Source organism: Rahnella contaminans (assembly GCF_011065485.1).
Lineage (GTDB): Bacteria > Pseudomonadota > Gammaproteobacteria > Enterobacterales > Enterobacteriaceae > Rahnella > Rahnella contaminans.
The window spans coordinates 968323-990828 of the sequence record NZ_JAADJS010000002.1; the positions used below are offsets into that span (position 1 = coordinate 968323).

The window sequence follows — 22506 nt, forward strand, 5'->3', positions numbered from 1 at the left end:
GGCCGGGCGGCCATGAGAAGGTTAAAACGGGTGTTTAACGATTAAGCAGCAGTTCGCCTGTGCCGACAATGGAAAATTTGTCATACTCGCCATGATCAGCCGTCATGGCTAAATGCTGAATTTACCGGGGGCTCCGTGACACTTTCGCCTGAACTGTCGTATCTGAATGCACTGAATTTACCGTCGCTCAACGTGCTAAAAACCTTTGCCGTCGTCGCACAAACCCTGAATCTGACGCATGCCGCCACGTTGCTGCACATTACGCAGGGCGCGGTCAGCCGTCAGATAACCGGGCTGGAAACATCGCTGGGGTATCCGTTGTTTTTACGTCAGGCCCGCGGGCTGACGCTGACCCCGCGCGGGGCGCAACTATTACCGCCCGTACAGCAGGCGCTGTCGCTGATGGGTGATGCGCTCAAACGCGTCGGTTCACACCCGGATACGCTGCGGATCAAATGCCCGACATGTTCGATGCGCTGGTTATTGCCACGCGTGATCCAGCTGCAAAACGACCGGCCTGATATGCGCATCGAACTGACGGCCTCGATTGCGCACGGCGTGGATTTCAGCAATGAGCATTTTGATGCCGCCGTGATTTTCGGGCGGCCACCGGAATCGCAGCGCCGCGCGCATCATCTGTTTGACGAAGTGCTGACGCCGGTCTGTACACCGGATTTTTTGCCCCGCCATAAAGGGAAAACTGCGGTTGCCGATCTGGCGGATAAAACGCTGCTGCACCCGACACGCGACCGCCGCGACTGGCTTTTGTGGCTGCGGGAAGAGGGCGTGCAGGGGTTGCCTTCGGAGAAATCACAGCATTTCGACACGCTGGATCTGGCGATTAATTCGGCACTTCAGGGTTATGGCGTGGCGATCGGCGATCTGACGTTAATTGAAGATGATTTGCAGGCGGGCAGGGTGATTGCGCCGTTTCCGCTTTGCGTGGCGAGCGGCGCGTCTTATACGTTGTTGTATCCGGAAAACCCGACGCCCGCGCTGAAAGTGGCAATTGATTTTCTCAATGAACAGGCGCGTCTCAGCCGGGAAAAGCTGAGCGCGCTGTTATCAACATCGCACCGGCTGGTCAGCGCCGTGTGATCAATAGAGGGCGCTGGCAATGGCACCGGTCAGTTTACGGAGTTCTTCCGGCGTGATGATGTACGGCGGCATCAGGTAAATCAGCTTGCCGAACGGACGGATCCACACGCCCTGTTCCACGAAATGTTTTTGCAGTTGCGCCATGTTGACCGGCTGGCGCATTTCCACCACGCCAATCGCGCCGAGCACGCGCACGTCGGCCACTGCCGGATGTCCGGCCAGCGGCAGTAATTCATTTTTCAGCTGTTTCTCGATATTGAGCACCTGCGCCTGCCAGCGGTTTTCCGACAATAAACGCAGGCTGGCATTAGCGACCGCGCAGGCCAGCGGATTGCCCATAAACGTCGGGCCGTGCATGAAACAACCCGCTTCGCCGTTGCTGATCACTTCAGCGACATGCCGCGTGGTCAGCGTGGCGGAAAGTGTCATATAGCCGCCGGTCAGCGCTTTGCCGAGGCAGAGAATATCCGGCGAAATCTTCGCATGGTCACAGGCAAACAGCTTGCCGGTGCGGCCAAAACCGGTGGCAATCTCATCGGCAATCAGCAGCACGCCGTACTGATCGCACAGGTTACGCACCCGTTTAAGATACAGCGGATGGTAAATCCGCATCCCGCCCGCGCCCTGAACCACCGGCTCTAAAATCACTGCGGCAATTTTGCTGTGGTTTTCATCGAGCATTTTGGCGAAAGGCGCAATGTCCGCTTCGTCCCATTCGCCGTCAAAACGGCTCTGCGGCGCGTCGGCAAACAGATGCTGCGGCAGATATCCCTGATACAAACTGTGCATCGAATTTTGCGGATCGCAGACCGACATCGCGCCGAAGGTATCGCCGTGATAGCCGTTGCGCAGCGTCAGCAGCGTCTGACGTTTCTCGCCGCGCGCCTGCCAGTATTGCATCGCCATTTTCAGCGCCACTTCCACCGCGACCGAACCTGAATCCGCCAGAAACACGCATTCCAGCCCGGCAGGCGTCATTTCCACCAGACGGCGCGACAGCGCGATAGCCGATGGATGCGTGATGCCGCCGAACATGACGTGCGACATTTTGCCAATTTGCTCAACCGCTGCCTGATTCAGTTGCGGGTGGTTGTAGCCGTGGATCGCCGCCCACCAGGACGACATGCCGTCCACCAGTTCACGCCCGTCGGCCAGATGTAAAAGCACGCCGGACGCCGATTCCACCGGATATGCGGGCAGCGGTTTGGTCATGGATGTGTACGGATGCCAGATGTGGCGCTGGTCGAATTCGATATCGGCGGGGCTCATAAAGGATTCCTGCGGGCGGTAAATTGTAAACTAAAAAATGTAATTCTCGTTGACCGTAAACTAAAACGAATCGAGAATGGTTGACAGTATACCGACCATAAAAACGTTCACGAAACATTTATTTTGGAGTTGTCGCATGACTACCCGCACCCAATGGACGCTTGAAAAAACTCAGGCACTGTTTTCCAAACCTTTTCTTGAACTGATGTTTGAAGCGCAGCAGGTTCACCGCCAGCACTTCGATCCGCGTCAGGTTCAGGTCAGTACGCTGTTGTCGATCAAAACCGGTGCCTGTCCGGAAGACTGTAAATACTGCCCGCAGAGTTCCCGTTACAAAACCGGGCTGGAATCTGAACGTCTGATGGAAGTCGAGCAGGTGCTTGAATCCGCCCGTCAGGCGAAAGCCGCCGGTTCAACCCGTTTCTGCATGGGCGCGGCGTGGAAAAACCCGCACGACCGTGACATGCCGTACCTCGAGCAAATGGTGCAGGGCGTGAAAGAACTGGGGATGGAAACCTGTATGACGCTCGGCACGCTGAACACCTCGCAGGCGCAGCGTCTGGCGCATGCCGGTCTGGATTTCTACAACCACAATCTGGATACCTCGCCGGAATTTTACGGCAGCATCATCACCACCCGCAGCTATCAGGAACGTCTGGATACGCTGTCGGAAGTGCGCGGCGCGGGCATTAAAGTCTGCTCCGGCGGGATTGTTGGTTTAGGTGAAACCGTCAAAGACCGTGCCGGTCTGCTGATGCAGCTGGCGAACCTGCCGGTGCCGCCGGAAAGCGTGCCGATCAACATGCTGGTGAAAGTGAAAGGCACGCCGCTGGCCGATAACGACGACGTCGATCCGTTTGATTTTATCCGCACTATCGCCGTGGCGCGCATCATGATGCCGCAGTCGTATGTCCGTCTTTCCGCCGGTCGCGAACAGATGAGCGAACAGACGCAGGCGATGTGCTTTATGGCCGGTGCCAACTCCATTTTCTACGGCTGCAAGCTGCTGACCACGCCTAACCCGGCGGAAGATAAAGATCTCATTCTGTTTGGCAAACTGGGGCTGAACCCGCAGGTGTTCGAAACAGAAATGGGCGATAACCAGCAACAGGCCGCGCTGGCAGAACAGCTGGTTCATGCCGATACCGCACAGTTCTACAACGCCGCCGTCTGATCATGAGCTGGCAAACGCGGATTAACGATGCCGTTGCCGCCCGCAAAGAAGCGGCGGCTTTTCGTGTGCGTCAGCCTAACAACGGTGGCAGCGCGCGGTTTCTGACACAGGGTGACAAACGGTATCTGAATTTTTCCGGTAACGATTATCTCGGCCTGAGTCAGGACGCGGACGTCATTGCCGCGTGGCAGAAGGGCGCTGAAAAATACGGCGTGGGCAGCGGCGGTTCCGGGCACGTCACCGGCTACAGCGTGGTGCACGCTGAATTCGAACAGCAGCTGGCGCAGTGGCAGGGCTATCCGCGCGCGCTGCTGTTTATCTCCGGCTTTGCGGCAAATCAGGCCATTCTTGCCGCGCTGATGCAGGGCGACGATCGCGTGCTGGCGGATAAACTCAGTCACGCTTCTTTGCTGGAAGCCGCTGCCCATGCGCCTTCGCAGCTGCGGCGCTTTCATCACAATCAGCCGGATTCCCTGCAACGCTTGCTGAAAAAACCGGTGGACGGTGAAACGCTGGTGGTGACCGAAGGGGTATTCAGCATGGACGGCGACGGTGCACCTCTGGCGGAACTGCATCGTCTGGCGCAATCGCACGATAGCTGGCTGATGGTGGATGACGCGCACGGCGTGGGTGTCCTGGGTGAAGAAGGGCGCGGCAGTTGCTGGCAGCAGGGTGTGCGGCCTGAGCTTCTGGTGATCACATTCGGTAAAGCTTTCGGGTGCAGTGGCGCGGCGGTGTTGTGTGATGATGCTACCGCGGATTATCTGGTGCAGTTCGCGCGTCATCTTATTTACAGCACGGCGATGCCTGCGGCGCAGGTTTGCGCGTTACAGGCCGCGCTGGCACGAGTCCGGCAGGACGACGGCCTGCGTGATAAACTGGCGGCCAATATTGCCCGTTTCCGCGCCGGGGCTTCCGGATTGCCTTACCGGCTGACCGCTTCACAAACGGCAATCCAGCCGGTGATCGTAGGCGAAAATCAGCCTGCTTTAGATCTGGCGGCGACAATGCGCGAACGCGGGTTGTGGGTCAGTGCTATCCGTCCGCCGACGGTGCCTCCGGGCAGCGCGCGGCTGCGTCTTACGCTGACGGCGGCACACAGGCCGGAAGATATCGATTTTTTGCTGGAGTCCCTTCATGGGTGCAGTCACTGAATTAGTGAATAAACAAGCGGTGGCCGACGCGTTCAGTCGCGCCGCCGTCAGTTATGAAAACGCCGCACAATTGCAGCGTGATGTGGGTGAAACGTTGCTTTCGCTGGCAGAACCTTATCTGAAAAATGCTGGAAAAACGGTTGTCGACGCCGGTTGCGGGACGGGCTATTTCAGCCGTTACTGGCGCGCTCAGGGGAAAAACGTGATTGCGCTGGATCTCTCTGAAGGCATGCTGAGCCGTGCCCGCGAGCTGGATTCCGCCGATGAATACGTGCCGGGGGATATCGAGCGTTTACCGTTTGCTGATAACTCGGTTGATATCTGTTTCAGCAATCTGGCAGTGCAGTGGTGTAACGCGCTGCCGCGTGCGCTGGAAGAAATGCATCGCGTCACCCGCAACGGCGGATTGGTGATTTTCTCCACGTTGGCCGAAGGTTCGCTCAATGAGCTGGCCGCGGCGTGGATGAAAGTCGATGGCCGTCGTCACGTGAATCAGTTCCTGACGCCCGACAAAATCGCCGAAGCCTGCGCGCCGTATCGCCATGAAGTGACCTTCAGCGATCACGTCGCCGAATTCCCGGACGTGATGTCGCTGATGCGTTCGCTCAAAGGCATTGGCGCGACGCACATCAAAAATGGCCGCCTCGGCGGACTGGGCGGGCGCGAGCGTCTGCAATTGCTGGAAAAACATTACGTCCGCCGCGACGGCATTTTGCCGCTCAACTACCGGCTGGTCTACGGCATTTTGCAGGTGGAAGAACTTATCCCACGTTAACAAAGCTCCTCCCAGGTTTGAAACAGGCACGGTCTGCTCCCTCCCCTTCGCAGGGGGAGGAGCAAAATCCGATGTCATTGCGGGAAGGGAGCCAGAACCAACACCAGGCTTTTATTAAAATAAATCATGAAACAAAAATACTTTATTACCGGCACCGACACAGAAGTCGGAAAAACCGTTGCCACAACCGCATTTTTGCAGGCGGCAGCGCGCGCCGGACACAAAACCGCCGGATACAAACCGGTGGCATCAGGCAGTGAAATGACGGCAGAAGGGCCGCGCAACAGCGACGCGCTGGCGCTTCAGGCTTACAGCACCGTCGGACTGCGTTATGACGAAGTGAATCCTTGTACGTTTATCGAGCCGACGTCGCCGCATATCGTCAGCGAGCTGGAAAAGCGCCCGATTGATCCGCAGGTGTTATCCGCCGGATTGCGCCATCTCGAACCGCTGGCTGACTGGGTAGTGGTGGAAGGGGCGGGTGGCTGGTACACGCCGCTGACCGCAGATTACACGTTTGCGGACTGGGTGATTGCCGAGCAACTGCCGGTGGTGTTGGTGGTGGGAATGCGGCTGGGCTGCATCAATCACGCCGTGCTGACGGCGCAGGCCATCGCGCAAAGTGGGTTGCATCTTGCGGGCTGGATTGCCAATGATGTGCAGGAAACGGGGAAGCATCATCCGGCATACATGGAGACGCTCACGCGTATGTTGCCTGCGCCACTGCTGGGCGAGATCCCGTTCCTGATCGCCGGTCTGGACGTAAATCTGGGGCAATATCTGGATCTCGAACGTCTGCTTTCTTGTGGTGAATGAAGCGCGACGTCAGACCGTCAGATAATTTTTGATTAACGTCTCGTCAAGCTGTGCCAGCGTGCCTTGCGCTACGTTGCGCCCGCCGTCCACCAGACAAAACCGGTCAGCGACGCTGCGGATGAACGGCAATTTATGCCCGACCAGAAGCAGCGTCAGACCAAGGTCACGGTTCAGGCGGTGAATGATGTTACCCATATTCGCCGCCATTGACGCGCTGGTGTGTTCGGTCGGTTCGTCGAGGATCAGAAGTTCGGGCTCCTGAACCAGCGCGCGGCTGATCGCCAGTTGCTGCTGCTGGCTCTCATCGAGCTCTCCCGCTTTACGCATTCCCATTTCCTTAAGCGTCGGAAACAGGTCGTAGACCTCTTCAGGCACGCGACGCGTCTTATTCCGGCTGGCCATCATGGCAATTTGCAGGTTTTCATCGACACTCATCTGCGAAAAAATCTGCCGGCCCTGTGGCACATAACCGATACCGATTTGCGCACGTCTTTCCACTGGCAGATTTAACAAACTCTGAGGCTCTTCGTCGCGCGACTGCCAGGAGATCGCCCCGCTTTTCACCGGAAGATGGCCCATAATGCAGTTCACCAGCGTGGTTTTCCCCACGCCATTTCGGCCGATCAGACACGTACATTGACCGCGGTACAGTTCGAGATTGATATCCCACAGAATATGTTTTTGCCCATAATACTGATTAACTGATTTTACACTTAACATCAGACCTCCCTCCCGCACGGAGCATTCCGCTGAACTTCGCTTTGACCGCCACTGTCACATTTCTGACATTTATGTTCCGCTGTTAACGCCGTAACACAGAATTAAATCCCGTTGATTACCAGCCAACCTCTCAGCATCAATTACAGATAAACAGCCATTAACCAGTGATAAATGGGGTTAACCGCTTTTTCCTTGCACTAAAAATGACTTTGCTTAGCAAAAAACAGGGTAATCATCAGATTTCACTTTCAGGTGAAAAAAGCGGTTCCGGCTACAGGAAACGCTTCCTACAGTGACACTGCAACTCTCAGGCCAAGTTTGTAAAAGTGCCGGGGAAAAGAGAAGTTACAGGGGTGTTAACAGCGGGGCGCACGGCGATTTAGGATTATTCATTAGTGTTGCTCAGGTTTTAACAGAACCGGTCAGACGCGGGAAAAGGGCAACTGCACTTTGCCAGTGCCGCTCTCTCTGATTTTGGTGCAAACGTAAGGGGAGTAAGAAGCAAAAAAATCCTGATGAGATGCACTTTTGGATTTTGCAAGAAACATCCGACCAGAAATCTAGGCAAAATAGGCATAAATAAAGTCTGAAAAAAGGGAAAAAATAACTAAAAAAGATGCTGATCCCCCCTCCGGCGTCTGAAGTGCACTTTTTGCCAACTCCCGCAGCACGGGGCGTGCTGAGAGTTATCCACTATTCCTGTGGATAACCATGTGCATGAGAGTAAGAAAAGATGCTACAGACGAGTCGGGGCGCGGGTTGTGCTCACTTTGCCCGTATTCGCAGCTTTTTGATGATGTTGTTTATAATCAGTGAGTTAGTTAAAAGCAATATGCCCGTAATTCGTTCGTCATAGTTGTGTCAGAATTCGTCAACCTGTGGTCAGAAAGTTAACGGATGAAAAATTTTGGGGATAATTGTCACCTGATGGTGAGAATTCTTTTTCGTAATAACCTAAAAAAGTGCAGATGAAGCAACCTGTTAAATCACCGGTGATTTTTATCGATTGGAGGCTGGTTTTATATACAGTACTATAGGGCGGTAAAATCAAGGCTGGCAAAATTCGCGGAGTCTTTCATACTGTTTTTCCGTGAGCGCCTTTCGTACGGCCTTATGCGTTTTCATTTCAGCCAGGTAGCCCGTCATGAGTAAAGAGTTCAAACTGCATTCCGAATTTAAGCCATCAGGCGATCAGCCTGAGGCAATACGCCGTCTGGAAGAAGGGCTGGAGAACGGTCTGGCGCACCAGACGTTACTCGGCGTTACCGGTTCCGGTAAAACCTTCACCGTCGCGAACGTGATTGCTGACCTGAACCGGCCGACGATGGTTCTCGCGCCCAATAAAACCCTCGCGGCCCAGCTATATGGCGAAATGAAAGAGTTCTTCCCGGAGAACGCCGTCGAATATTTTGTTTCTTACTACGATTATTATCAGCCAGAAGCGTATGTCCCGAGTTCAGACACGTTTATCGAAAAAGATTCCTCGGTGAACGAACACATCGAGCAGATGCGACTTTCCGCGACCAAAGCGCTGCTTGAGCGCCGCGACGTCATCGTGGTGGCATCCGTTTCGGCGATCTACGGTCTGGGCGACCCGGATCTGTATCTGAAAATGATGCTCCACCTGACCAAAGGGATGATTATCGATCAGCGCGCGATCGTGCGCCGTCTGGCCGAGCTGCAATATGCCCGCAATGATCAGGTTTTCCAGCGCAGTACTTTCCGCGTCCGTGGCGAAGTGATCGACGTCTTCCCGGCGGAATCGGACGATCTGGCGCTGCGCATCGAGCTTTTCGATCAGGAAGTCGAGCGGCTTTCCCTTTTCGATCCGCTGACCGGTCAGGTGCAGCACGAAGTTCCGCGTTTCACCATTTACCCGAAAACGCACTACGTCACCCCGCGTGAACGTATTTTGCAGGCGATGGAAGAGATCAAAGTCGATCTGGCCGATCGCCGCAAGGTGTTGCTGGATAACAACAAACTGCTCGAAGAACAGCGTCTCAGCCAGCGTACGCAGTTTGATCTCGAAATGATGAATGAGCTGGGTTATTGCTCGGGTATCGAAAACTATTCGCGCTACCTTTCAGGGCGCGGGCCGGGCGAGCCGCCGCCGACACTGTTTGACTATCTGCCTGCCGACGGTTTGCTGATAGTCGATGAATCCCACGTCACCATTCCGCAAATCGGCGGGATGTATAAAGGTGATCGCTCGCGTAAAGAAACGCTGGTGGAATACGGTTTCCGCCTGCCATCGGCGCTGGATAACCGCCCGATGCGTTTTGAAGAATTTGAAGCGCTGGCGCCGCAGACGATTTATGTTTCCGCCACGCCAGGCGCTTACGAGCTGGATAAATCCGGCGGCGATGTGGTGGATCAGGTGGTGCGTCCGACCGGCTTGCTGGATCCGATTATTGAAGTGCGCCCGGTGACCACGCAGGTCGACGATCTGCTGTCTGAAATCCGCAAACGCGTTGCCATCAATGAGCGTGTGCTGGTCACCACACTGACCAAACGCATGGCCGAGGATTTGACCGAGTATCTGGAAGAACACGGCGAGAAGGTGCGTTACCTGCACTCTGATATCGATACTGTCGAGCGCGTGGAGATCATTCGCGATTTGCGTCTCGGTGAATTCGACGTGCTGGTGGGCATCAACTTGCTGAGGGAAGGGCTGGATATGCCGGAAGTTTCTCTGGTGGCAATCCTTGATGCCGACAAAGAGGGTTTCCTGCGTTCTGAACGTTCGCTTATCCAGACCATTGGTCGTGCGGCGCGTAACCTCAACGGTAAAGCCATTCTTTACGGCGATAGAATCACGAATTCAATGGCCAAAGCTATCGGTGAAACGGAGCGTCGTCGTGCGAAACAGGAAGCTTACAACCTGGAAAACGGCATTACGCCGATGGGCCTGAACAAGAAGATTTCCGATATCCTGCAACTGGGCCAGCCGAAGACCAAAAAGAACAAAGACAAGCGCGATGCCGAAGCGGCGCAAACCTACAAATCGCTTACGCCTAAAGCGCTGGAACAGCGCATTAAAGAGCTGGAAAGCAAGATGTATGCGCACGCCCAGAATCTGGAATTCGAAGAAGCGGCCAATACACGTGACGAACTCCACGCCCTGCGTGAACAGTTTATTGCTCTTTCGTAAGGGAAAAATGATAAAGTGCGCGGCCTGAAAATTGATAAGGAAAAGCGAGCCAATGACTGATACACCACAAAATCCCGGAGCGGCGAAAGATCCGTTGCACGGTGTCACGCTGGAAAAACTGCTGACAACGCTGGTGGATAATTTTGGCTGGCCCGCACTGGCCTCGCAGGTCAATATCAACTGCTTCAAAAGCGATCCGAGCATCAAGTCCAGTCTGAAATTTCTGCGCCGCACGCCCTGGGCGCGTAAGGAAGTGGAAACGCTGTATCTGGATTTTATCGAAGGCCATTTGCGCCCTGATATGACGCGCAGCAAACGTCGCACGCCGCTCTCCGCTGAAAAGCCGCAAAAGCCTAAAGTCAGTACCGTGAAACCTGCCGCCGACAGCCCGTGGAATAATCATCCGCTGGTGAAAAAGTAAATCATTTGCATTTCATTGTGTTCATTTGAGGGAAAGAGTCGTGTCAGAGCAACATGTTCTTATTGTGGTGGATATGCAAAACGGCGTTTTCGCTTCCCCGCGTTATGACCGCAGCGGACGGGCTGAGCGTATTAATCAGCTGATTGACCGGGCAGGGCGCGTCATCTTCATTCAGCACGCTGAAGGTGAAATGACCGAAGGCAGCGAATTCTGGCAGGTGTTGCCTGAGCTACATCAGCCCGAAGGAGCGATTTCTGTCACCAAAACCGCCTGTGATTCTTTCTATCGCACCACGCTGGACGCGGTACTACAGGAACTGAACACGACCCGTTTTACGGTCTGTGGTTGTGCGACAGATTATTGTGTGGATACGACCATCAAAGTCGCCGCCAGCAAAGGTTATGCCGTGACCGTTGCGTCGGATGCGCATACAACCGGCGACCGTACGCATGTTACCGCGCAGCAACTGATTGGTCAGCATAACGAAGTGTGGCGTGAATTATCCGTGCCCGGCAATCCGGTCACAGTAAAAACCACCGCAGAAATTCTGGCTGACTGGCAGTAAATTCGGTTTCCCAAACGTCAAAAAGGCCGCTTTGCGCGGCCTTTCGTATTTCTGCTAATGATAAATCAGAGCATCTTTTGCAGCGCTTCTTCTACCGCCATCCGCAACATATCGCGGTCATGGCGATACGGAATATCACTGGCTTCCAGCGGGCTTTGAATAATCAGATGCGCTTTGGCACTTTCGCCCAGCGTCACTTTCGGCCCGACAATCGCGGCATCAGCGCGACGGCCAATGCGCTTTTCGATCATATCCAGTTTGTCATCCAGGGTCAGCGACGCCGCAGCAACGCTCAGCTCTTTCCCCAGATTCCCGATATATACGATGTGCGCACGGCTGCGGCGCAGGGCGGTGGTGAGATCTTCCATTAGCAACAGCGGCATCAGGCTGGTAAAGAAACTGCCGGGGCCAATCAGGATGAGGTTCGCTTCGGCGATGGCGTGTAACGCTTCGCGTGTGGCCGGAACCTGTGGCTCCAGCAGTAATTCCCGCGGTATTTGCGTCAGTTTATCGACGTTTACTTCGCCGTGAACCCGCTGACCGGTCGCGTCGATCGCGGCTAAATCTACCGGTTGTTCGGACATCGGAATCAGCTCAGCGTCCACTTTCAGCAGGCTGCGCACCAGATTGATCGCTTCCAGCGGACGGACGGTCAGGTGATCCAGTGCGCGCAGCATCAGGTTGCCGAGATTGTGTCCGTCCAGTTCGCCCTGGCCGCTGAAGCGGTATTCGAACATCGCCGAGGCTAAGCTCGGTTCGGTGATCAGCTGGTTGAGGCAGTTGCGCATATCGCCCCAGGCGATGCCGCCCACCGAACGACGGATACGGCCGGTTGAACCGCCGTTGTCGGTCGTGGTCACAATGCCGGTGAGACGCGGGCCCAGCGAAGAAAGAGAAGACATTACGCGGCCCAAGCCGTGCCCTCCGCCTAATGCCACCACCCGGTCGAGGTCAGCTAATGTTCGATTGCGCATAAAGATCCTTGTGAAGCGGCCAGAGGTGAGAATAGTGCGTGCTCAGGGCACAATAATGATGCTGCAGAGACTTGTGTCGCCGGGAGATTTTACCTAATTTTGCAACAGGATGTTATCCCTTCGCAGCACTCTCAGCGCTTTCAAAATCAAGCGGTTTTATCGTTGAAAATGCTCTCTTTTGTCGTGAAAAATCGTTATATATCAAAATGCATAACGAAAAACCACCTTGGCGATCCGGTCTTCAGAGCGTTAAACTGTAGTCCGTTACCCGAATTCTTCATCGTTCTGCAATGAACGTGTTGAATCAACTCCTAGCCCTGGTTCCTAAGTTGCCTTTCTGACGTTGTTCCCACAGAAACAATATGGAGCCCTGGCCGTGACAATCAGTCACCAGGGTGCATGGCAGAAATGCCCGCATCTCCCGTATTTGGAAAGGTGTTTAGGTGCTTCAACTTACTGATGCTTTTGCCCGCAAGTTTTATTACTTGCGGCTGTCGATCACTGACGTGTGCAATTTTCGTTGCACCTATTGTCTGCCGGACGGTTACAAGCCGCACGGGCACAGCAATAAAAGCTTTCTTTCGCTCGATGAAATCCGTCGGGTCAGTCGCGCGTTCGCCAATCTGGGAACGGAAAAAGTGCGCCTGACCGGTGGAGAACCATCGCTGCGCCGTGACTTCTGCGACATCATTGCCGCCGTTCGCGAAAACCCCTCAATTAAAACGCTGGCCGTGACCACCAACGGTTACCGCATGGCGCGTGATATCAGCAAATGGCGTGATGCCGGGCTGACAAACATTAACGTCAGCGTCGACAGCCTTGATGCCCGCCAGTTTCACGCCATCACCGGCCAGGATAAATTCCGCGATGTGATGGCCGGCATTGACGCCGCGTTTGACGCTGGTTTCAGCAAGGTCAAAGTCAATACCGTGCTGATGCGCGATGTGAATCACGCCAGTCTGAACACCTTCCTCGACTGGATTAAAACCCGTCCGATTCAGCTGCGTTTCATCGAACTGATGGAAACCGGTGACGGCGGCGACCTGTTCCGCAAACACCATGTATCCGGCGAAGTCCTGCGCGAACAGCTGGTGCGTCAGGGCTGGCAGTTACAGATTCGTTCCCGCAGTGACGGCCCGGCTCAGGTATTCAGCCATCCGGATTATCTCGGTGAAATCGGTCTGATCATGCCGTACGAAAAAGACTTCTGCGCCAGCTGTAACCGGCTGCGCGTCTCAGCCATCGGCAATCTGCATTTGTGTCTTTTCGGCGAGCAGGGCATTCCGCTGCGCGATTTATTAGCCGACGACATGCAGCAGGACGATTTGATGGACAGGATCCAGGGCGGCCTCAGCCGTAAAAAACAAACGCACTTCCTGCATGAAGGCAATACCGGAATAACCCAGAACCTGTCGTTTATCGGCGGCTGAGTCCGGCATTAATCGTTTAAGGAGCAAACTGATGAGCAAAGCCAGCAAAGAATTTTTGCCGTTATCTGTGGCGATCATGACGGTTTCTGACCGCCGCACCGACGCGGAAGATACCTCCGGCCATTACCTGAAAGAAGCCGTGACCGAAGGCGGCCACCACGTTGTGGCGCAGCAAATTGTTAAAGAGAGCATTTACAGCATTCGCGCCGTGGTTTCTGCGTGGATTGCAGATGAAAAGATCCAGGCCATTCTGATCAACGGCGGTACCGGATTTAACGCGGGCAACAATACGCCGGAAGCCCTGAAGCCGTTATTTGACCGTGAAATTGAAGGTTTCGGCGAGCTGTTCCGTATGGTGTCTTTCGAAGATATCGGCACCTCGACCATTCAGTCACGCGCCATCGGCGGTATTGCCAATCAGACGGTGATTTTTGCCATGCCGGGATCAACCCGCGCCTGCCAGACCGCCTGGGAAAATATCATTGAAGCACAGCTCGACGCCCGTCAGGGACCGTGCAATTTCACCCCACATTTGAAGAAATAAGAATGTCTGAATTAACCCACATTAATGCTTCCGGTGATGCCCACATGGTGGACGTTTCCGGTAAAGCCGAAACGGTTCGCGAAGCCCGTGCAGAAGCGTTTGTAGAAATGGCCGCTGACACGCTGGCGATGATTATTAACGGCAATCACCACAAAGGTGATGTCTTTGCCACGGCGCGTATCGCCGGGATTCAGGCAGCCAAAAAGACCTGGGATTTAATCCCGCTGTGTCATCCGTTACTGCTGACCAAAGTGGAAGTGAATCTGGAAGCTCAGCCGGAACATCACCGTGTGCGCATCGAATCCCGCTGTCGTCTGAGCGGCAAAACCGGTGTGGAAATGGAAGCGCTGACGGCAGCTTCTGTAGCGGCGCTGACCATTTACGACATGTGCAAAGCGGTACAGAAAGATATGGTGATCGGCCCGATCCGCCTGCTGGAAAAAAGCGGCGGTAAATCAGGCGACTTTAAGGCGGAAAGCAAGGCTGAAGGTAAGGTAGAAATATGATCGACATTTTATTCTTCGCCCAGGTCCGTGAGTTAACCGGGACGTCCGGCCTGCAATTGCCGGCTGATTTTTCCACCGTGGAAGATTTGCGCAATTCCCTGACCAGACGCGGTGACCGCTGGGCACTGGCGCTGGAATCCGGCAAACTGCTGGTGGCTGTTAACCAGACGCTGACCACGATGGCGCATCCGCTGGTAGCGGGCGACGAAGTGGCGTTCTTCCCGCCAGTGACCGGGGGCTGAGATGGACAGGACAAAAATTATTGTGGATGCCGCCCCGTTTAACGTTGGCGAAGAGTACAACTGGCTGGCGCAATCAGACGCCGACGGCGCGGTAGTGACGTTCACCGGCAAAGTGCGCAATCACAATCTGGGCAGCCATGTGACGGCACTGACGCTGGAGCACTATCCGGGCATGACCGAAAAAGCGCTGGCGGAGATTGTTGAGCAGGCGCGTGCGCGCTGGCCTTTGCAAAGTGTTTCTGTTTATCACCGCGTCGGGCCGATGTATCCGGGCGATGAAATTGTCTTTGTCGGCGTCACCAGTGCGCATCGTGGAATGGCGTTCGAAGCCAATGAATTTATTATGGATCAGCTGAAAACGCGTGCACCTTTCTGGAAGCGCGAGGCGACGGAAGAGGGTGACCGCTGGGTTGATGCCCGTGATAGCGATAAAGTCGCGGCGGCGCGCTGGTAAATAGCGGCTCAACCGCACGCAGACCTCCCATGCTTTTCGCATTATCTGTGATACGCTTAGAAGATCGGGAGGCTTTTTTGGCCTCATTTTTCGTCCTCCATGCAAAAGGGTAATCATCATGGATCGATATCCACGCAGTAACGGTTCAATTGTTGAACGCGCGAATACCGGCATTCAGGCGTACATGGCGCAAGTGTATGGCTGGATGTTCTGTGGCTTGCTGCTGACCGCATTTGTCGCCTGGTATGCTTCCGGCTCTGAAAAAATCATGAGCTTCGTTTTCTCCAGCCAGATTACGTTCTTCGGTTTGATCATCGCTCAGCTGGCGCTGGTCTTTGTGATTTCCGGCATGGTGAACCGCCTGAGCGGCACCGTCGCTACCGGCCTCTTCATGCTCTATTCGGCGCTGACCGGGCTCACGCTTTCCAGTATTTTCCTGGTCTACACCGGTGACTCGATTTTCGGCACCTTCATTGTCGCCGCCGGGATGTTTGGTGCGATGAGTGTTTACGGCTACGTGACCAAACGTGACCTGACAGGTATCGGCAGCATGTTGTTCATGGCGCTGATTGGCCTGGTTCTGGCATCGCTGGTCAACATGTGGCTGAAAAGCTCTGGCCTCGCGAACATCATTTCTTACGCCGGTGTGCTGATCTTCGTCGGCCTGACCGCGTATGACACGCAGAAGCTGAAAAACATGGGTGCGCAGTTGTCTGCTGATGATCGCGATAACTTCCGCAAATACTCCATCGTTGGCGCACTGACGTTGTATCTGGATTTCATCAACCTGTTCCTGATGTTGTTGCGGATTTTCGGCAACCGCCGGTAATTATTTTTGATTTCAAATGTGAGAGAGGGGCACTGAGAAGTGTCCCTTTTTTATGCCGGATGGTGAGGTCTTTTACTCCCTCTCCTGCGAAGGGGAAGAGCAAATCAAACCCTCACTCTTCCCGTCGGCACCTGCCGGAAACTCCACCACACCTGCACCGTATTGAACAACACCAGGATCGCGGTGACGATAAATACCCACCGGAACCCCAGCAGGGCTGAGGCACTTGAACCAATCAGCGGCCCGACCACATTACCGAGATACATAAACGACTGGTTGTATCCAAATATCCGGCCCGTGACCTGATCGCTGCTGTATTTCACCAGCAATGCCTGAACCGCAGGCATCAATGCACCATCGCCGAAACCGAGCATGAAACGCAGAATACCCAGCTGCGTCGGGGTATTAATCAGCGCCATCAGGCAGAAAAGGACAAAGCAAAATACCAGCGCGGCGATAAGTATCCGGTGCGCGCCGATGCGGTCACCGAGTTTGCCGAGTTTCGGGGCGGCCATCAGCGCGGAAACGCCCGGGACGGCGGCAATCACCCCGCTGATAAAGGCGATATTACTGGTATCGGAAGAAAGCTCGCGGATAAACAGCGTCAGGATCGGGCTGATAGAACCGTTCGCCAGCTGAATCATCATGGTGGTGACGAACAGGCTGACGATAAGCCACGGATAAGGCAACGTGGTGAAGACCGCTTTCCCGCTCAGACGGTTAGCTTTGGAGACCGGAACAACGCGTTCTTTGATCAGGAATAACGTGATCAGGAAGCTGATAAACAACATGCCGCTTGTGACGAAAAATACCGTGCGCAGGCCGAGATGGTCGGCCATAAATCCACCCAGCAGCGGGCCGATAATCACGCCCGATACCTGACCGGTGGATAACGTGCCCAGTGCCCAGCCGCTTTTATCACGCGGCACCTGTGAGGCGACCAGCGCCATCGCATTGGGAATATACCCGGACGTCAGCCCCATCAGCGTACGCAAAATGAAGAGCTGCCAGACGTTGGTGGCAAAGCCCTGCAGCATCATGACAATCGCCATGCCCAGCGCGGCGCGTAACAACATCAGCTTGCGGCCTTTGCGGTCAGCAAGGCTGCCCCACAGCGGCGCAACCACAGCGGAAACCAGAAACGTCCCGCTAAAAACCAGACCCGACCACAAACTGAGTGATGCGTGATCGGTCACGCCCAGTTGTTCGATGTAAAGCGGTAAAAAAGGCAGGATCTGACTCATCGCCATGCCGGTAAAAAAACAGCCGAGCCAGACGGAGATTAAATTTACTTTCCAGGTTTCCATGTTGCAGCGGTATGGCCTTATGGACAGAGGAGTGTGAGAAACGAAGCATAGCAATCAAATCTGTGAAGTGGGACGCAAAAAGTGGGAACCCATTCATCAGCTTTATAATTGATTATCCTGTATCAAAGTTTCGGATTATCGCGGCAGATTATGCGGCCTGAAACTGTGACCCGATCCTGCCGTTGTAACCGTCAGTTACAGGCAAAAAGGAGATAACTTCACGCATGGCGGCGTTTTGTGCTAGTATCCACCCAACTGGCGCACTGCAGTTTGTGCCGAATCCTCGTGGTAATGCCTCATTTGCCTCGTCTGATCATCCACTCTTGAAACTGCACCGAACCCCGTTCGGGTTAGAGTGGACTGGAGCTTTTCCTTATATGTCATTTGATTCCCTCGGCTTAAGTGCCGAAATTTTGCGTGCTGTTGAAGAACAGGGCTATCGCGAACCTACGCCTATTCAGCGTCAGGCTATTCCTGTCGTGCTTGAAGGTCGTGACCTGATGGCGAGTGCGCAGACCGGTACCGGTAAAACCGCTGGTTTTACACTGCCGCTGCTCAACATGCTCAGCCATACCAACGCGCAATTCAAAGGACGTCGCCCGGTTCGTGCGCTGATCCTGACCCCAACCCGTGAGCTGGCGGCGCAGATTGGTGAAAACGTCCAGGCTTACAGCAAATACCTGACCCTGCGTTCGCTGGTGGTATTTGGTGGTGTAAGCATCAACCCGCAGATGATGAAACTGCGCGGTGGTGTGGATGTGCTGATCGCAACGCCGGGTCGTTTGCTGGACCTGGAACATCAGCGTGCTGTGGATTTATCTCAGGTTGAAATCCTGGTGCTTGATGAAGCTGACCGCATGCTGGATATGGGCTTCATCCATGATATCCGTCGCGTGCTGGCGAAACTGCCTGCGAAGCGTCAGAACCTGCTGTTCTCCGCGACCTTCTCTGATGAGATCAAAGGTCTGGCGAGCAAGTTGCTGACCAACCCTGCTTCTGTTGAAGTGGCCCGTCGCAACACCGCTTCTGCGCAAATTGAACAAAGCGTCCACTTTGTTGATAAGAAACGTAAAAGAGAATTGCTGTCTCAGATGATCGGTGAAGGCGACTGGAAACAGGTGCTGGTGTTCAACCGTACCAAACACGGCGCGAACCATCTTGCTGAACAGCTGAATAAAGACGGCATCACTGCCGCAGCAATTCACGGCAACAAAAGTCAGGGCGCGCGTACCCGTGCGCTGGCCGATTTCAAAGCAGGTTCAATCCGTGTTCTGGTCGCCACCGACATCGCCGCGCGCGGTCTGGATATCGATCAGCTGCCACACGTTGTGAACTATGAACTGCCAAACGTACCGGAAGATTACGTTCACCGTATTGGCCGCACCGGTCGTGCTGAAGCCACCGGTGAAGCGATTTCTCTGGTGTGTGTGGATGAACACAAACTGCTGCGTGACATCGAGCGTCTGCTGAAACGTGAAATCCCGCGTATCGCGCTGGAAGGTTACGAGCCAGACCCGAGCATCAAAGCTGAGCCGATCATCAATGGTCGTCAGGGTAATGGCGGCGGCGGTCGTGGCGCGCCTCGTCAGGGCCAGCGTCCGGGTGCACCGCGCTCTGGTGCTCCACGTTCCGGTGCTCCGCGTCAGGGCGGAAACGGTCAGCGCAGCGGTACCTCTGAAAACCGTGGTTCAGATAACCGTGGTTCAGCTGAAAACCGTCCGGCACGTTCGCGTCCTGCGCATGCAGGCCAGCGCCGTACCGGAAATGCAGGCAGCGGCAATAAGTAATTGTCATCACTGCTCTGCAATCAAACCGCCTTAACCGGCGGTTTTTTTTCGCCTGAAATCCGGCTAACGGATCACATACGCACAGCGGCGCGCGCCCTGTAAAATATGCTCGGTGCGTTCAACGTTCGCCTCCAGCACATCACGGAAGACATCCCGCTCGGCGCGGCAAAAACCCTGACAGGTCGTTGCGGCGGCGCAAATCGGGCAGTGGTTTTCGACAAACAGATAACTGCCGTCTTTCTGCAATGTCCAGTCCGCCATATACCCTTCGCGGGTGCGGATTGCCGTCAGCCGTTGCAGCCTTTCTTCCAGCGAATTCGCGCCTTTCATCGCTTGCCGGTAATTATCCAGCGTCTGGCTTTCACGCGATGTAATCAGCTGATCCAGCGCGGATTCGCCCAGCGACGTGCGGATAAGCTGAAGAAGTTGTACGGTCAGATCAGCATGCGCGTCGGGGAAGTGCGCATGCCCTTTGGCGGTGAGTTGCCAGTATTGCGCCGGCCGCCCGACACCCTGTGACACGGCTTTCGCTTCAGCCAGACCGTCTTTAGCCAGCTTTACAAATTGCTGCCGCGCCGCTTCGCCGGTTGTGCCCAGCAGATGACCCGCATCGCTGGCCTGCATTTCCCCGCGGGTTTTCAGCAGCGTCATTAAGCGCTCAGCGACGCTTTGCCGGACGTCATTTTTATTTTCCAAGTCGTTGCTTGACATATCGCCTCGCCGGGTTCTAGATTAGGTAAAACATATTCCAAGTAAATTCTTGTTTTAATCATACCATAATCACAACGCGCTTCAATGTGCGGAAAACATAAACCAAAGGGACGAAGAGAAATGTCGGAAAGTCAGAGCGGCTGGAAGGATTTATTCAGTGCGGAAAACCGGGGAAGCGCCATCACCCTGAGCGCCGGCGTCGCGCTATACGCCACCAACAGCTACATCGTGATTACGATTTTGCCATCCGTAGTGCAGGATATCGGCGGGCTGGCGTGGTACGCATGGAACACCACGCTTTACGTCGTCTGCTCGATTCTCGGCTCGGCGCTTTCTGCCCGGCTGATGCGAACCGCCGGACCGCGCGGCAGTTATCTTATGGCGACCGGTATTTTCATCGCCGGTGCTGCGCTTTGTACCGTTGCGCCGAGTATGCCGGTGCTGCTTGTCGGGCGCGCCTTGCAGGGGCTGGGTGGCGGTTTCCTGTTCGCGCTTTCTTACGCGATGATTAATCTTCTGTTTAAAGAATCTCTCTGGCCCCGCGCGATGGCGCTGATCTCCGCCATGTGGGGGATTGCGACGCTGGTCGGCCCGGCGGTCGGCGGCATTTTTGCAGAGCTGCACGCGTGGCGCTGGGCATTTGGTCTGCTTCTGCCGGTCACGTCATTATTTGGCTTGTGGGTCTGGCGGATCCTGCCTAAATCTCAGCGGGAGAAACAACCGGAAGAACCGTTGCCGCTGATGCAACTGGCGCTGCTGACCGGCGCGGTGCTGGTGGTTTCGGCGGGCAGCCTGTCTTCGCACGGGCTGATTAATCTGCTCGGTTTTGTGATTGCGGTGGTGATGATCCTTATCCTGCGTCACCGGGAGTTTACCGCCAATGTCAGGCTGTTGCCGCGTAACGCGCTGCGCCGTTCATCGCCACTTTATGGCCTGTATCTGGTGATGTCGTTGCTGATTATCGGCCTGGGCTGCGAGCTGTTTGTGCCTTATCTGCTGCAACATTTGCACGGCCAGACACCGCTGGCTGCCGGATATATTACTGCCGCCGCCGCCGCGGGCTGGACGTTAAGTGAAGTCGCCAGCTCGGGCTGGACGGGGCGTCGTGCCGACAACGCCATTGTTTCCGGCCCGCTGATTCTGGCTGCCGGCTTGCTGCTATTGCTGTTCACCGTGCCGGTGGCTTTCGGAATGCCGTGGCTGAATATCAGCGGGGTAGTGCTCGGGCTGACGCTGGCCGGTTTTGGCATCGGGCTGGGCTGGCCACACCTGCTGACCCGCGTCCTGCAACAGGCTCCGGAGGAAGATCGCGAAAAAGCCGGTGCGTCGATCACCGTCGTGCAGTCTTTCGCCTCTGCGCTGGGTGCCGCGCTGGCCGGAACGGTGGCTAATTTCTCCGGCGTGAATCAGGGCGATGCGGGCGCTGCCAATGCCGCTTTCTGGATGTTCCTGCTGTTTGCTGTTCCGGCGTTTCTGGCGGTGTGGATTGCCTGGCGTTCGGTGAAAGCCCGGCAGGCCAGTGGCAGTGCGCCGGAACACCTGAGCCGCGATTTGTCACAGGGATAATTGCCCGGCGGCGGGCCATGCGGTAATCTTGCGCGTCATTTTTAAAGGTTGAACTGCGATGCGCGTATTACTGGCTCCGATGGAAGGTGTGCTTGATCCCCTGGTTCGTGAACTTCTCACCGAAGTGAACGACTACGATTTGTGTATCACTGAGTTTGTGCGTGTGGTGGATCAGCTGCTTCCCGTCAAAGTCTTCCATCGCCTGTGTCCGGAATTAGAACACGACAGCCGCACGCCTTCCGGCACGCGGGTTCGTGTGCAGCTTCTCGGTCAGTATCCCGAATGGCTGGCTGAAAACGCCGCCCGTGCCACTGAACTGGGTTCTTACGGCGTCGATCTCAACTGCGGCTGCCCGTCGAAAATGGTTAACGGCAGCGGCGGGGGCGCCACGTTACTCAAAGACCCGGAGCTGATTTATCAGGGCGCTAAAGCCATGCGCGCCGCGGTGCCAGCGCATTTGCCGGTGACGGTAAAAGTACGTCTGGGCTGGGATTCTCTGGAGCACAGTTTTGAAATCGCTGACGCCGTACAACAGGCGGGCGCGACAGAGCTCACCGTGCACGGGCGCACCAAAGAAGACGGTTACAAACCTGAGCGGATTAACTGGCAGGCGATTGGCGAAATCCGTCAGCGGCTGAGTATTCCTGTGATTGCCAACGGTGAAATCTGGGATTACGCCAGCGCTCAGGCCTGTATGCAAACCACCGGCTGTGACGCCGTCATGATCGGGCGCGGCGCGCTGAATATTCCCAATCTCAGCCGCGTGGTGAAGTACAACGAACCGCGTATGCCGTGGGCGGACGTGATGACGCTGTTGCAGAAATATACCCGTCTGGAAAAGCAGGGTGATACCGGTTTGTATCACGTAGCGCGTATCAAACAGTGGCTGAGTTATTTGCGTAAAGAGTACGAAGAGGCGACAGAGTTATTTACTGAAGTGCGCGTGCTGAAGACGTCGAAGGAAATTGCCGGACGCATTAACCGGTGACTGAATTCCATGACTTCTCCACGCG

General features: G+C 55.3%; 22 protein-coding genes and 1 riboswitch. Of the genes, 17 read left to right on the plus strand and 5 right to left on the minus strand.

Going from position 1 to position 22506, the window contains the following annotated elements:
- The first annotated feature begins 135 nt into the window (after nucleotides 1–135).
- Complete coding sequence (locus tag GW579_RS13650) at nucleotides 136–1098, plus strand: LysR substrate-binding domain-containing protein (protein ID WP_152325476.1); 963 nt, start codon at nucleotides 136–138, stop codon at nucleotides 1096–1098.
- Here GW579_RS13650 and bioA read toward each other — a convergent pair whose 3' ends face one another.
- Entirely contained in the window at nucleotides 1099–2367 is a 1269-nt protein-coding gene (bioA, locus tag GW579_RS13655) for an adenosylmethionine--8-amino-7-oxononanoate transaminase (RefSeq protein WP_165059509.1), read from the minus strand.
- Between the two features lie 136 nt (nucleotides 2368–2503).
- On the opposite strand from bioA, the gene bioB reads away from it, so the two are divergent.
- The 4 genes from bioB (at nucleotide 2504) to bioD (ending at nucleotide 6286) form a co-directional block, all read left to right on the plus strand.
- The gene (gene bioB, locus GW579_RS13660; protein WP_152325478.1) at nucleotides 2504–3541 is read left to right on the plus strand and encodes a biotin synthase BioB; all 1038 of its coding nucleotides are present in this window, start codon (nucleotides 2504–2506) and stop codon (nucleotides 3539–3541) included.
- Nucleotides 3542–3543: 2 nt separating this feature from the next.
- Nucleotides 3544–4695 (plus strand): 8-amino-7-oxononanoate synthase, encoded by a 1152-nt coding sequence (gene bioF / locus GW579_RS13665; RefSeq protein ID WP_165059510.1) that lies wholly within the window; start codon nucleotides 3544–3546, stop codon nucleotides 4693–4695.
- Nucleotides 4679–5470 (plus strand): malonyl-ACP O-methyltransferase BioC, encoded by a 792-nt coding sequence (gene bioC / locus GW579_RS13670; protein ID WP_152325480.1) that lies wholly within the window; start codon nucleotides 4679–4681, stop codon nucleotides 5468–5470. The genes bioF and bioC overlap by 17 nt, the downstream gene beginning before the upstream one ends.
- 126 nt (nucleotides 5471–5596) lie before the next feature.
- Nucleotides 5597–6286, plus strand: a complete 690-nt coding sequence (gene bioD / locus GW579_RS13675) for a dethiobiotin synthase (protein WP_165059511.1) — start codon at nucleotides 5597–5599, stop codon at nucleotides 6284–6286.
- A gap of 9 nt (nucleotides 6287–6295) precedes the next feature.
- Here the strand turns inward: bioD and GW579_RS13680 are convergent, their stop codons facing one another.
- Nucleotides 6296–7006, minus strand: coding sequence for an ABC transporter ATP-binding protein (locus GW579_RS13680; protein WP_165059512.1), 711 nt, complete (start codon nucleotides 7004–7006; stop codon nucleotides 6296–6298).
- Between the two features lie 1144 nt (nucleotides 7007–8150).
- Between GW579_RS13680 and uvrB the strand changes: the two genes are divergently transcribed.
- Genes uvrB through GW579_RS13695 form a run of 3 tightly spaced genes read left to right on the plus strand, consistent with a single transcriptional unit; the run spans nucleotide 8151 to nucleotide 11143 of the window.
- Nucleotides 8151–10157 (plus strand): excinuclease ABC subunit UvrB, encoded by a 2007-nt coding sequence (uvrB, locus tag GW579_RS13685; protein ID WP_152325483.1) that lies wholly within the window; start codon nucleotides 8151–8153, stop codon nucleotides 10155–10157.
- A gap of 52 nt (nucleotides 10158–10209) precedes the next feature.
- On the plus strand, nucleotides 10210–10578 hold the full coding sequence (locus GW579_RS13690; protein ID WP_152325484.1) for a VF530 family protein: 369 nt from the start codon (nucleotides 10210–10212) through the stop codon (nucleotides 10576–10578).
- A 40-nt stretch (nucleotides 10579–10618) separates the two neighbouring features.
- Nucleotides 10619–11143 carry an isochorismatase family protein gene (locus tag GW579_RS13695; protein ID WP_152325485.1) on the plus strand — a complete coding sequence of 175 codons (525 nt, stop codon included), beginning with the start codon at nucleotides 10619–10621 and terminating at the stop codon, nucleotides 11141–11143.
- A gap of 65 nt (nucleotides 11144–11208) precedes the next feature.
- Here the strand turns inward: GW579_RS13695 and GW579_RS13700 are convergent, their stop codons facing one another.
- The gene (locus GW579_RS13700) at nucleotides 11209–12117 is read right to left on the minus strand and encodes a gluconeogenesis factor YvcK family protein (RefSeq protein ID WP_152325486.1); all 909 of its coding nucleotides are present in this window, start codon (nucleotides 12115–12117) and stop codon (nucleotides 11209–11211) included.
- A 296-nt stretch (nucleotides 12118–12413) separates the two neighbouring features.
- Nucleotides 12414–12571, plus strand: a riboswitch (molybdenum cofactor riboswitch).
- Between GW579_RS13700 and moaA the strand changes: the two genes are divergently transcribed.
- From moaA to GW579_RS13730, 6 genes are all read left to right on the plus strand, one after another.
- On the plus strand, nucleotides 12561–13547 hold the full coding sequence (moaA, locus tag GW579_RS13705) for a GTP 3',8-cyclase MoaA (protein ID WP_165059514.1): 987 nt from the start codon (nucleotides 12561–12563) through the stop codon (nucleotides 13545–13547). It overlaps the preceding riboswitch by 11 nt.
- Before the next feature lie 31 nt (nucleotides 13548–13578).
- The gene (gene moaB, locus GW579_RS13710) at nucleotides 13579–14091 is read left to right on the plus strand and encodes a molybdenum cofactor biosynthesis protein B (RefSeq protein WP_101077326.1); all 513 of its coding nucleotides are present in this window, start codon (nucleotides 13579–13581) and stop codon (nucleotides 14089–14091) included.
- A 2-nt stretch (nucleotides 14092–14093) separates the two neighbouring features.
- On the plus strand, nucleotides 14094–14597 hold the full coding sequence (gene moaC / locus GW579_RS13715; protein WP_165059516.1) for a cyclic pyranopterin monophosphate synthase MoaC: 504 nt from the start codon (nucleotides 14094–14096) through the stop codon (nucleotides 14595–14597).
- Nucleotides 14594–14839, plus strand: a complete 246-nt coding sequence (gene moaD, locus GW579_RS13720; protein ID WP_165059518.1) for a molybdopterin synthase sulfur carrier subunit — start codon at nucleotides 14594–14596, stop codon at nucleotides 14837–14839. Before moaC ends, moaD begins: the two co-directional genes overlap by 4 nt.
- Before the next feature lies 1 nt (nucleotide 14840).
- On the plus strand, nucleotides 14841–15293 hold the full coding sequence (gene moaE / locus GW579_RS13725; RefSeq protein WP_152325490.1) for a molybdopterin synthase catalytic subunit MoaE: 453 nt from the start codon (nucleotides 14841–14843) through the stop codon (nucleotides 15291–15293).
- 118 nt (nucleotides 15294–15411) lie between these two features.
- Entirely contained in the window at nucleotides 15412–16122 is a 711-nt protein-coding gene (locus GW579_RS13730) for a Bax inhibitor-1/YccA family protein (RefSeq protein ID WP_013576373.1), read from the plus strand.
- Between the two features lie 104 nt (nucleotides 16123–16226).
- On the opposite strand, the gene GW579_RS13735 is transcribed toward GW579_RS13730, so the two are convergent.
- A complete protein-coding gene (locus tag GW579_RS13735; RefSeq protein WP_152325492.1) occupies nucleotides 16227–17429 on the minus strand; it encodes a multidrug efflux MFS transporter in 1203 nt (400 codons plus the stop codon).
- A gap of 377 nt (nucleotides 17430–17806) precedes the next feature.
- Here GW579_RS13735 and rhlE point away from each other — a divergent pair, with 377 nt between their 5' ends.
- Complete coding sequence (gene rhlE / locus GW579_RS13740) at nucleotides 17807–19216, plus strand: ATP-dependent RNA helicase RhlE (protein ID WP_152325493.1); 1410 nt, start codon at nucleotides 17807–17809, stop codon at nucleotides 19214–19216.
- A gap of 63 nt (nucleotides 19217–19279) precedes the next feature.
- Here rhlE and GW579_RS13745 read toward each other — a convergent pair whose 3' ends face one another.
- On the minus strand, nucleotides 19280–19927 hold the full coding sequence (locus GW579_RS13745; RefSeq protein WP_165059520.1) for a helix-turn-helix transcriptional regulator: 648 nt from the start codon (nucleotides 19925–19927) through the stop codon (nucleotides 19280–19282).
- Between the two features lie 120 nt (nucleotides 19928–20047).
- On the opposite strand from GW579_RS13745, the gene GW579_RS13750 reads away from it, so the two are divergent.
- Both GW579_RS13750 and dusC read left to right on the plus strand, forming a co-directional pair.
- Nucleotides 20048–21493 carry an MFS transporter gene (locus tag GW579_RS13750; protein WP_152325495.1) on the plus strand — a complete coding sequence of 482 codons (1446 nt, stop codon included), beginning with the start codon at nucleotides 20048–20050 and terminating at the stop codon, nucleotides 21491–21493.
- 58 nt (nucleotides 21494–21551) lie between these two features.
- Nucleotides 21552–22481 carry a tRNA dihydrouridine(16) synthase DusC gene (gene dusC / locus GW579_RS13755; RefSeq protein WP_152325496.1) on the plus strand — a complete coding sequence of 310 codons (930 nt, stop codon included), beginning with the start codon at nucleotides 21552–21554 and terminating at the stop codon, nucleotides 22479–22481.
- The last annotated feature ends 25 nt before the right edge of the window (nucleotides 22482–22506 follow it).